The following is an 11,837-nucleotide window of genomic DNA, read 5'->3' as shown; positions in this document are numbered from 1 at the left end:
GCGAGACGAGGACACGCCCCAATAAAAAACCCACTCCAAGGAGCGGGTTTTATTATTTATAAAGGCTTTTTATTTTAAGCTAACATCGTCACCGGATTTTCCAGATAAATTCTCAATGTTTGCAAGAATTGTGCTCCTGTAGCTCCGTCAACGGTTCTGTGGTCACAGGCTAGTGTAAGAGTCATGGTATTGCCTACTACGATTTGACCGTTTTTAACAACCGGCTTTTCTTCGATAGCACCTACTGATAAAATAGCGGAATTCGGTTGGTTGATAATAGAAGTAAAAGATTGGATGCCAAACATTCCCAGGTTAGAAACAGTAAAAGTACTGCCTTCCATTTCGGCCGGTGTCAGTTTTTTGTTTTTGGCTTTCCCTGCTAAATCTTTCACTGCAGCACCAATTTGAGATAGACTCATTTGGTCGGTGAAGTTCAATACCGGTACCACTAAACCATCTTCAACGGCTACGGCTACACCAATATTTACATGGTGATTAATGATCATGGCATCTTCTCTCCATTGCGAATTTACTTGTGGGTGCTTTTTCAAAGCCATAGCACAAGCTTTTACTACCATATCGTTAAATGATACTTTAGTATCCGGAACGGTATTGATAACTGCACGTGATTTCATCGCTTCATCCATGCTTACTTCAATAGTTAAGTAGTAATGAGGCGCAGTGAATTTTGATTCGGCCAAACGACGTGCAATAGTTTTACGCATTTGCGAATTCTTGATTTCTTCGCTGAATTTTTCACCGGCAGGAACAAATGGTTTTACAACAGGAGCTGAAACAGTTTCTGAGGCACTTGCTGCAGGAGCAGAAGCGGATACTGGCATTGAAGTTGCTGATGGGTTGAAATTCTCAACATCGCTTTTGGTAATACGACCGTTTTCTCCGGTGCCTTTTACATGAGCTAAGTTAATGCCTTTGTCTTTTGCGATTTGTTTGGCCAAAGGCGAAGCAAATATTCTTCCACTAGTTGTTGTTTCAGATACAGGAGGAGTTGCAGTAGCGGGAGCAGAAGCAGGAGTTGCTTCTGTAACAACTGGAGCTGCTGAAGAGCCACCTTTTGTAAAGTTTTCAGCAACACCCGTAATATCAGTCCCCGCAGGGCCAATGATCGCTAAAACGCTGTCAACGGGAGCAGATTGTCCTTCTTGAATACCAATAAACAACAACGTTCCGGCGTTGAAAGATTCGAACTCCATAGTAGCTTTGTCTGTTTCGATTTCAGCCAGTATATCACCTTCTTTAACATTATCGCCCACTTTTTTCAACCAAGTGGCTACCGTTCCTTCGGTCATAGTATCACTCAATCGTGGCATGGTTACTACAGTAACACCTTTCGGTAAAGTAGTTGTCGGTTGGGTTTCAGCTTGGGTCGGAGTTTCAGCTTTTGTTTCAGCAACTACCGCTGGGGCATTATCGCCGGAAAGTAAGCCCGAAATGTCTTCGCCTTCCTTACCAATGATGGCCAAAAGCGAATCTACCGGAGCTGTTTCTCCTTCATTAATTCCGATATGTAAAAGAGTTCCTGCTGTAAAAGCTTCAAACTCCATTGTGGCTTTGTCAGTTTCAATTTCTGCTAAAATGTCTCCTTCAGAAACTTTGTCGCCCACTTTTTTTAACCAAGTAGCTACGGTTCCTTCCGTCATCGTGTCGCTTAGACGCGGCATAGTGATTTTTGTTGCCATAATTATAGTCTGTGAGGAATGAAAGGATAATTTTCTTGTTCGTATACTACGTCATACAATTGTTGTGCATCCGGGAAAGGAGATTCTTCGGCGAATGTGGCACACTCTTCTACTAAATCTTTTACTCTTTCATCAATCACCTCAATTTCTTCATCAGTAGCGTATTTTTTCTCTTTGATGATGTCTAATACTTGAGTGATAGGGTCGATTTTTTTGTATTCTTCTACCTCTTCTTTAGAGCGGTACAATTGCGCATCCGACATTGAGTGACCTCTGTAACGGTACGTTTTCATTTCCAAGAAAGTTGGTCCGTCTCCGCGACGAGCTCTTTCGATAGCTTCGTGCATGGCTTCGGCTACTTTGATTGGGTTCATACCATCAACCGGTCCGCATGGCATTTCATAGCCTAAACCTAATTTCCAAACATCGGTATGATTGGCTGTTCTTTCTACTGAAGTTCCCATGGCGTATCCGTTATTTTCACAGATGAAAACAACCGGTAATTTCCATAACATGGCCATGTTGAAAGCTTCGTGTAATGAACCTTGACGCGCAGCACCGTCACCGAAATAGGTTAGGGTAACACCACCGGTGTTGAAGTATTTGTCGGCAAAAGCCATTCCGGCACCTACAGGAATTTGTGCTCCTACGATACCATGACCTCCGTAAAATCCGTGTTCTTTGGAAAAGATGTGCATAGAACCGCCCATCCCTTTGGATGTTCCGGTAACTTTTCCTAAAAGTTCAGCCATTACTTTTTTGGGATCAACACCCATTCCGATAGGTTGAACGTGATTACGATAAGCGGTAATCATTTTGTCTTTGGATAAATCCATTGCATGGAGTGCACCTGCTAATACGGCTTCTTGTCCGTTATATAAGTGAAGAAATCCTCTAACTTTTTGTTGAATATATAGTGCGGCAAGTTTGTCTTCAAACTTTCTCCAAAACAGCATGTCTTCATACCATTTTAAATAAACTTCTCTGGTTACTTCTTTCATTTTTACTTTTCTAAAGTGTTATTTAAGTTTTTATTTTATTCAACGCAAAATAGTTCACTCACACACAAATTTGCGAAAGGCAAAAGTAAAACATTCCCCGTAAGAAGTAAAATTTAAAAGCAGTAATTTTTGTTTGTTACAAGAAGTTTTTATCGAAACTTAAGGGTAGTAAATTTTTAATCGAATCCGATTTGTAAATGGCTCCGCTTTCTCCCATAAAGTAAATCTCAATATCGGCATCTTGCTTGAATTCGTACTCATAAATGGATTGCCTGCAGGCACCGCAAGGTGGAATGGGCGATTTAGTTTCATTGGTATCAGAAGCAGCTGAGATGGCCATTTTTAAAATTTTAGCTTCTGGATAAATGGCGCCTGATTGGAATATGGCAACCCTCTCAGCACAGAGTCCGGAAGGATAGGCCGCGTTTTCTTGGTTGGAACCTAAAACAGTTTGACCGTTATCTAAGAGTAAAGCGGCACCAACTCTGAATTTAGAATAAGGCGCATAGGCTTTTTTTCGGATGGCTACGGCTTGTTCCATTAACGCTTGAATGTCTTGCGGTAATTCATTTACTGATTCGAAAACGGTGAAGGAGGTGTTGATGTTTATTTGTTGCATTCTAAAGAATTTATTTCACTATTGAGGAAAAAAAATCCAAATTTCAAATGAAATTTGGATATTGAATTTATGATTGTTTATCTACTAATATTCTTCGTATTTATCACCAAAGTTAAACGTTAACGAGAAACGAAGGGTGTTTTCTAACGGGTTTTTAACTTTTGAAGCAGAGAACAAGTATGAAACATCTACTTTAACTACGTTGTATTTGAATCCTGCGCCTAAAGAGAAAAATCTTCTGGCTCCTTTTTCCGGACTTTCATTAAAGTAACCTAAACGCATGGCAAAGGAATCTTGGTATAAATATTCCGCTCCAACCGAATAAGTGAACTCTTTTAATTCTTCACTGAATCCGCCCGGTGCATCGTTGAACGATTTGAAAATACCGGAAACCCAATTCACTTTGTTGTAAGCAGCATTGTTGGCATCTCTCAAGGCAATTTCTTCTGGGGTAGTAACTAATCCATCGCCATCTATGTCTGCACTTTGCGGAGTTGGCACTAAAAGTTTGGCTAACTCTACACTTACAGATACTTTATTGTAATCGTCGAAGATGAAATCGTATCCACCACCTAATCTCATGTTGGCCGGTAAGAAGTTAGCACTGTTATCGTCGGATGCTCCCGCATCGTAGTTGATTTTCGGACCTAAGTTTTGGAAGTTGAATCCTAAACGCAATCTGCCGTTAAAGTCGGCTAAAGCGGTTTCTTCTCCTTGGTAAAAACCGGCAATATCTACGGCAAAAGTACTGGCCGGTTTGGCATCGCCTTCTCCGGTTGGTATTCTTAAGGCTGAACGAATATATCTACCGGCAACGGCCATAGAGAATTTTTCACTAAGCTTAAGCGAGTAAGAACCGTCTAAGGCTAATTCATTGGGTTTTACAATTTGAGCCGGATCATCTGCGTTTTGTCTGAGTTCTATTTCCCCCAATCCAAAATAACGCAAACTCACCGCAAAGGCACTACGGCCATCAGCTCCGAAACGTTTGTAATAGGTGGCTTGACCTAAGGAAATATCGTTTACTAAATCTGTCAGGTAAGGAGTGTAACTTGCGGTAAATCCTTGTCCGTCTGTGGCGAAAGCATATTTAGCGGGATTCCATTGTTGTGAAAAAGCATCAGATGAAGTGGCTACACCTTGGTCAGCTAAACCGGCAGCACGTGCATCAGCAGCTACTAAAAGAAACGGAACGCCGGTTGTAATGACGCGGCTGTCTTGTTGGGCATTTACAAAAGATATAGTGGTTGTGATTAGAAGTAGTAGCGCAATTTTTTTCATCTTCGGTATAATAAAAGTTAACAAATATAATATTTTCCTAAAGGATTACAAGTTTTTCTATCTTTTCTGCTTTTTTATTCGTTAAAGTGGATTTTACAGTGAGCTTGTAGATGTAAACGCCTTTTCCTATTCGGTCACCAAAGTCGTCTTTGCCATCCCAAGTAATTTCACGAGATAAAAAGCCATCAGTGGTTACGGTTTGGTTTTTGGTCCATACAATTTTACCGGTTATGGTCATCACTTGAACTTGTACTTCCAAAGGTTCGAATGGTCTGTTGTGTGAAAACCAAAATTCGGTGTAATTTACAAACGGGTTAGGATAATTCAAAACATTGTCCAATGTTATGGTTTCGTCTCCCATAACCACAAACTGAATTTCGGCAGAGATAGGGTTGTTGTATACGTCCCAAGCTTTAAAAGTGATGGTGTGTAATCCGGGGGCTAAGTTTCTATACGGAAAATAAACTCTTCCTTTGGTATAATCGTCGAGTTCGGTTTCGTAATAATCGTTCATGATGTACGGTTTGCTTTCGTCTCCGTCTAAAATCCCAATGATGTCATGGCCAATGCCGCTCGCTGTGTTGATTCCGTTTTCATCTTCTAATAAAGCCAATAAGAAAGGAGATTCATTGGTGATGCCGCCATTGACAAAAGTTTCGTCATTCATATACAATCGTACTCTTGGACCAACATTGTCGGCTGTGGCATTCGGATTGATTCCGCCAATTTTGATGTCGGTGTTGTAACCCGTTTTGTCCAATAAAATTTGATTTCGCTTGGTGTAAAAACTGATTTTACCATTGCCGACAGGTATTCTGATGTCTCTCGGAACCACAAAGCCAAATTCGAATCGACCACCGGTGACAGAAGCATTGCCTCTGAAGATGGTTTCTCCCAAGTTGGTAAAATTGATTGGCGGACTATTTCCATCGTTATTTAAGGTGGCTCGGGTTACATTTTTGTCGAAAATATTCACCGATAATTCGCCGCTATATGTTGGTAGTAAATTGTTATTCTCATCCAAAACTTCTCCGGCAATTTTAACATAAGCTAACGATTGAAAATCATCTATCGGACCCGTAATCGGCATATCGTTTACTTTGGTTAATACTACTTTTGGTTTCGGTATCGCGAGCATCAAAGCCGGATCGCCTAAATAGAAGACGACATTGGTTGCGGTGTTCGGATTTTCGTTTTTCGCCAATCTCAGGGCTTCGGCGATGGAAGTATATTCGTTGCTGCCGTAAGCAAAGAGGTATTTCGCGATTCGGTCGTTGAAAATTTCAGCAGGGATTTGGCCAATAGAGCGTACCGTTGTAATCATGGAAATTGCACCGCCGCGAGGATTCCAATAAGTGTATTCGCCTGCGGTTGGTCGGTACGGATTGTCGAAACGAGAAAAATCACAGGTAATCGTAATAAATAAAGGGTATTTGTATCGATTCAGCAGGTTTTCGCCATCTGTTTTTTCCCAAATTCTCTCGCCGGAAAGACCGTCTTCACCACCGTGACCGAGGTAATTGAAGACCAAAGCGCCTTTTTCAAAAGCAGCAAAAATTTCCTCTCGGGCTTTTGGATAGCGTTTTCCTCCGGCAGAAGTTTCTTGTTGGTAGGAGTCGAGTAAAATTTTCTTAAAGTTGATAAAAGGTTTTTCAGTAACAATAGCGTCGGTCAAATTGTTTTGTTTGGTTTGTAAAGTAATGTCCGCTGTTTTGTCGGAGTCGTCGGCTATGGCTACATAATTGTTACGCCAACTGCCATACGATTGGATGTCGTGGTATTCTATTACTTTATTGACCATTTCTTCGGCTTGTTGAGTCGTGCTTACAATCATTCTTCCTACGGCTATGTCCATTCCGTCAAAGAAAAAGTTGGTGTTGCCTTCATCGGCATCCATACAAACATAAAAATCGTCAGAGGAAAAAGAGGATTCCGTTTCGGTGTAACTGTTTAGTGCATGGTAAATGGGAACTATATTGGTGTTGTTCGCTACTCGGTCTTTGAAATCGTAAGAACCATCGCCGAAAATATTGAGGTATTTTACTCTTTTGCTTGCATCGGAGGCGTTGAAGTAAACATATTTGACAAAATTTCTAATCGCGGCTATGTCTTGTTTGCCGGAAGAAAATTCTTGGTAAATGTTTTCCAAGTTGACTACTTTCACGTTTAAGTTAGCGTAATTTCTATGGAAGTTGGCCAGTTTTTCGGCTTGGGTGTTCAGGAATTTCGGGGTGATAATCAGATAATCAACATCTTGAAATTGCCCTTGCGCATTAGTAAAAATAGTTCCTTTTAAGTTTTGGTTGTCTACTTTCGACTTCGATTCTTTCATAGGAGATAAGAAATCGGAATTGTCAACCGCTATGTATTTTCGTGTTTCGCCTAAATTGGCTTTGAATGATAAAACGCTCTGATTGTCATTGTTTACCTTAGTTACATTGTAAATATCGGTAATGTCCCAAACTTGAATAATGTCGGCGGCATTGCTGATTTGGTATTCGCCTACACCGGATAAAAATGGTGCCTGATCCAATTGGAAACGAAATTGCTTTCCGATGCCGGAGAGGTTTCTTTTGGCTTTTATGGCGATATAGTCCAAATAACCTTTGGCGCTGGGAACACCACCATTATCATAAGTGACTTTAATAGTGACATCTTCGCCGGTTACATTCACGTTGTTTTCTAAAGTGTTATCGTAAGCTTCCCAACCACTATTAGTACTTAACGCGTTAATCCCCATATTGCCTACCAATTGGTTGTTGGCTTCGATTTTGAAACTCGTTTGGTTGAAAGCGGAAGCGGCTACGTGCGTTTTAACTGCAATTGGGCTGCTTGTTACCAGATTTGGAAATGTAAAGTCGAATTCTTGTTCGTTGTCGATGCCGAATTGTTCTCCAAACCAAACTCTTCCTAATTTAGCAATGTTTACATCGTCAATTTCATGGAATTGATAGTCGTCAAAATTGGTAATTACAGTATTGGCATTTGCTGTGGGCTGAACGAAATCGGTTATTCTTTTTCCAGTATCACCCGAGGCAGTTACATAGTAATAGGCTCTGTTGGCGTACAAATTCAGATGAGTTTTGTTTTCTTCATTCCAATTGTCTAATCCTTCGGCATAAAAAAGGATGTAGTCTTGGCTGTCAAATGAGCCATCACTTTCTCCTGCAAAATGAATCGCATTCTCTTCAATGTCCATCGGATAAGCAGTGCCGTTTAAAAGTGGAGCCATTCTGCCGCCATGACCGTAAATTTTAATCCTCCTGGGGTCAACGTTGGTTTCCATGCCCAAGCTTTGCAGAAAACTTTTACTGATTTTATAAACTCCGGATTTTTGGATGTAAAAGCGATACCAATTTCCTGTTCCTAGAACCGAATTGTCAATGCTGTTAATATTATTAAAGGTTGCGGCGTTGCGATTGGTACTGTTGTTTTGTAAAGTGTAGTTAAAAGAAATTAATTTTTTATAAGAGTTGCCTTCTTTTACTATAGGGGAGATGCTGATTTGAGCAAAGTTGATGTCGCGTGCTTTGCTATTTTTAATCGTGTATTTGAAGCTACTAGGTATGTTTTTGGTATTTAAATCTCCTAATTGTGATTCGCTTATAGGTTCGAAAATGAGGTTGTTGAGTTGTAAACTATTTTCTGAAACGGTATAGCCGACTTTTACTCTGAAATTAAAAACTAAGGTTTGGTTGTAGTTGTCGTAGACAAAATTGTCTGGGTTAAATTGTGGTATAGTGAAGTTGTAATCTCCGTAGGAGAAAGCTCTTTTTTCAGTCCAGTTCAACACGATATTTCCCTGCTCTTGAGAGTTGCCTAGATAAGCAGTTAACAAAAGTAGTACGGTAATAATCTTTTTCATAGTATACAATAAACGCAAATTTCAGCAAAATTGTATTAAAAAGGAAAAAAATATTTTTTTTCAGTCAAAATACAATAAAACTATTATTTTTGCGTTGTATATGAAACTCGCAGGAATGGGCGTGTTTTAGTATTAATTTAAAAAAGTTGTTGCAGTATAAAGGTTAATTCTTATATTGCGCCACTAAAATTTACCTACTAAAAATATGAAAGTAAACAAAATTATTGCTGTAAAATTATTACTATCCCTAGTGGTAATGATTGGTTTTACCAGTTGTAGTAAGAAATCTGACTCTAAAGGTGGCTCAAAAGCTACCGGTTGGAAAATCAACGATAAGAAAGGTGGTTTTCAGTATGCTTCCAAATTCAAGAAGCAAGCTACCGGGCCGGGTTTGGTTTTAGTGGAAGGTGGAACATTTACTATGGGTAAGGTTCAGGACGACGTGATGCACGATTGGAATAACACTCCAAATCAACAGCACGTAATGTCATTCTACATGGATGAAACTGAGGTGACCAACATGATGTATATGGAGTACCTTGATTGGTTAAAAAGAGTATTTCCTCCGGATCAAGAAAATTACAAAAACATATATGAAGGAGCTTCTCCTGATACTTTAGTTTGGAGAAATCGTTTGGGATACAACGAAACGATGACTAACAACTACTTAAGACATCCGGCTTATGCTGAATATCCTGTAGTAGGGGTGAACTGGATTCAGGCGACAGAATTTGCTAAATGGAGAACAGACCGTGTTAACGAGAAAATCTTAGAAGAGCAAAGATACTTGAAAAAAGATGCTAAGGTAACTGACGCGTCAGCTGACAAAGTATTCAGTACTGAAGCTTATTTGGCTTCGCCTTCAACAGCTATGGGCGGTGACGATAAAATAGTATTGAAAAGAGGTCAGAAAGCCGCTTCAGGTAAAAAAGGGAGTGCTGCTCCTGCTGCCGGTGCTACCAATACACAAGGTAACAGTCCTAAAAACGTATATGCACAAAGAACTTCCGGTTTGATTTTGCCGGAGTACAGATTGCCAACCGAGGCTGAGTGGGAATATGCTGCTGCAGCTGATGTAGGACAAAGAGAATACAATACATATAAAGGTCAGAAGAAATATCCTTGGTCTGGTGCTTACACTCGTTCAGGAAAAAGACAAGTTAGAGGTGATCAATTGGCTAATTTCAAACAAGGAAAAGGTGATTACGGTGGAATTGCAGGTTGGTCTGATGACGGCGCTGATATCACTAATAAAGTTAAATCGTATCCTCCAAACGACTTTGGTTTGTATGATATGGCCGGTAACGTAGCTGAATGGGTTGCGGACGTTTACAGACCTATCGTAGATGACGAAGCGAATGACTTCAACTACTACAGAGGTAACGTTTACATGAAAAACAAGATTGGTGAAGACGGAAAAGTGGAATTGGTTACAGCCGAGTCACAACAATTCGATACGTTGTCAAACGGTAAAATTGTTTCAAGAAACTTCCCTGGTCAAATTGCACAAGTTCCCGTTGACGATAAAGAAACTTACTTAAGACAAAACTTTGACAAATCTGACAACCGTAACTATCGTGATGGTGACAGACAATCTTCAAGATACTTCAAATTCGGTTCTGAAGAAGGAGACGACAAAGGTAAGTTAAGAGACGACCAAAGAATGTATGATTCTCCTAAACATAATGTTGATACCGACAGTTTAGGGAATATGATTAAAAAGTATGATAAGTCAAACAAGAGAACGACTTTAGTAAACGATGATGTAAGAGTTTACAAAGGAGGTTCTTGGAGAGACAGAGCTTACTGGTTAGATCCGGCGCAAAGAAGATACTTCCCGCAAGATATCGCGACAGATTACATCGGATTCCGTTGTGCTATGTCAAGAGTAGGTCCAAAAGCCGACAAAAAGAAAAGACCAAGAAACTAATTATAGTTCGTAACAATACCAAAAAAGCCCTATTTTTAAGGGCTTTTTTGTTTTAATATATTTCCCATGACCATTCAAGAAATTCACTCCCTTTTTTTGCAAACCTCCGGGATTGCTATCGATACCAGAAAGATTACTCAGGATTCATTTTTTGTAGCCATTAAAGGAGATCGTTTTGATGCTAACACCTTTGCCGCAGAAGCTTTGCAAAAAGGCGCTAAGTATGTTTTAATTGACAACGAAGCGTATCATATCGACCACAGAACAATATTGGTTCCGGACAGTTTAACAGCTTTACAGGAGTTGGCAACTTACCATCGACTATATTTAAAGCTGCCTATTATTGCTTTGACCGGCAGTAATGGTAAAACGACCACCAAAGAATTGGTAAATGTTGTCTTGGCTAAAAAGTTTCAAGTTAAAGCTACAGTTGGCAATTTGAACAATCATATTGGTGTGCCACTCACTTTGTTGTCGTTTGACCAATCCACCCAAATAGGAATTGTAGAGATGGGCGCTAATCATCAAAAAGAAATTGAGTTTTTGTGCGACATCGCGAGACCGGATTATGGTTTTATCACCAATTTCGGGAAAGCGCATCTGGAAGGATTTGGAGGTGTAGAAGGAGTGATTAAAGGGAAAAGCGAAATGTATGCTTTTTTAGCCAAGGACAATAAAACCACTTTTGTCAATTTAGACGATACTTTGCAAAGCGAAAAAACGGAGCATTTCAACAGAATTACTTTCAGCCAAACTAATCCTGATGCGACTGTTTTTATCGAGTCAGTTGCTGCCAATCCTTTTGTAAAAGTCAAAGCGCTTGGTACTGATATTACTTCACATTTAATTGGATTATATAATGCGGCTAATATTTGTATGGCTATTACTATCGGACATTACTTCAAGGTGCCGATTGAGGATATCAAGACGGCTATCGAATCCTATGTGCCCGACAACAATCGCTCCCAGTTGATGGTTAAGCATACGAATGAGATTATTTTGGACGCTTATAACGCCAATCCAAGCAGTATGAGAGTTGCTTTAGAGAATTTTATACAATTGGATAAACCTAATAAAATTGTTGTCATAGGCGATATGTATGAGCTTGGGCAAGAAAGCAAGTCAGAACACAAAAGTATTGTGGATTTTTTAAGTACAAACGAATCCATGATCTGTTATTTCGTGGGGAAAGATTTTTATGCCAATCAACTCCCGAAAACTAATTTTTCCTTTTATGAAACCTTTGAGGATTTTGCTAAAGCTTTATCAGCTTTGCATTGGCAAAACAAAACTATTTTGATCAAAGGCTCAAGGGGTATGGCACTCGAAAGAACGCTTGAACTGATATAATCTTAAACCACTCTTCGGAGTGGTTTTTTTATACATAAAGTTTAGATGGGTAGGGGCAAAAAAAAAATTCCACTTATAGAGTGGAATTTTA

Annotated in this window: 7 protein-coding genes; 2 read left to right on the top strand and 5 right to left on the bottom strand. The window is 39.7% G+C overall.

The genetic code is table 11. The features are described from left to right. Positions 1-74 precede the first annotated feature (74 nt). The 5 genes from SK086_RS13445 to porU form a co-directional block, all read right to left on the bottom strand. On the bottom strand, positions 75-1,700 hold the full coding sequence (locus tag SK086_RS13445) for a 2-oxo acid dehydrogenase subunit E2 (RefSeq protein ID WP_324692320.1): 1,626 nt from the start codon (positions 1,698-1,700) through the stop codon (positions 75-77). 2 nt (positions 1,701-1,702) lie between these two features. Then, positions 1,703-2,701 (bottom strand): pyruvate dehydrogenase (acetyl-transferring) E1 component subunit alpha, encoded by a 999-nt coding sequence (gene pdhA / locus SK086_RS13440; RefSeq protein WP_295338465.1) that lies wholly within the window; start codon positions 2,699-2,701, stop codon positions 1,703-1,705. Between the two features lie 136 nt (positions 2,702-2,837). Further along, positions 2,838-3,320, bottom strand: coding sequence for a cytidine deaminase (gene cdd / locus SK086_RS13435; protein WP_324692317.1), 483 nt, complete (start codon positions 3,318-3,320; stop codon positions 2,838-2,840). Between the two features lie 84 nt (positions 3,321-3,404). Beyond that, a complete protein-coding gene (porV, locus tag SK086_RS13430) occupies positions 3,405-4,601 on the bottom strand; it encodes a type IX secretion system outer membrane channel protein PorV (RefSeq protein ID WP_324692315.1) in 1,197 nt (398 codons plus the stop codon). Positions 4,602-4,638: 37 nt separating this feature from the next. Then, the gene (gene porU, locus SK086_RS13425) at positions 4,639-8,466 is read right to left on the bottom strand and encodes a type IX secretion system sortase PorU (protein WP_324692313.1); all 3,828 of its coding nucleotides are present in this window, start codon (positions 8,464-8,466) and stop codon (positions 4,639-4,641) included. A gap of 205 nt (positions 8,467-8,671) precedes the next feature. Here porU and gldJ point away from each other — a divergent pair, with 205 nt between their 5' ends. Together gldJ and SK086_RS13415 are read left to right on the top strand one after the other, a co-directional pair. Beyond that, on the top strand, positions 8,672-10,396 hold the full coding sequence (gene gldJ / locus SK086_RS13420; RefSeq protein WP_324692312.1) for a gliding motility lipoprotein GldJ: 1,725 nt from the start codon (positions 8,672-8,674) through the stop codon (positions 10,394-10,396). Positions 10,397-10,462: 66 nt separating this feature from the next. Beyond that, positions 10,463-11,746 (top strand): UDP-N-acetylmuramoyl-tripeptide--D-alanyl-D-alanine ligase, encoded by a 1,284-nt coding sequence (locus SK086_RS13415; RefSeq protein ID WP_324692311.1) that lies wholly within the window; start codon positions 10,463-10,465, stop codon positions 11,744-11,746. Positions 11,747-11,837: the final 91 nt, after the last annotated feature.

The sequence above is a fragment of the Flavobacterium cheonhonense genome (assembly GCF_035671315.1).
In the GTDB taxonomy this organism is placed as follows: Bacteria; Bacteroidota; Bacteroidia; order Flavobacteriales; family Flavobacteriaceae; genus Flavobacterium; species Flavobacterium cheonhonense.
The sequence above is the reverse complement of the archived record's forward strand: the minus strand, read 5'-3'. Positions and strand labels throughout refer to the sequence as shown.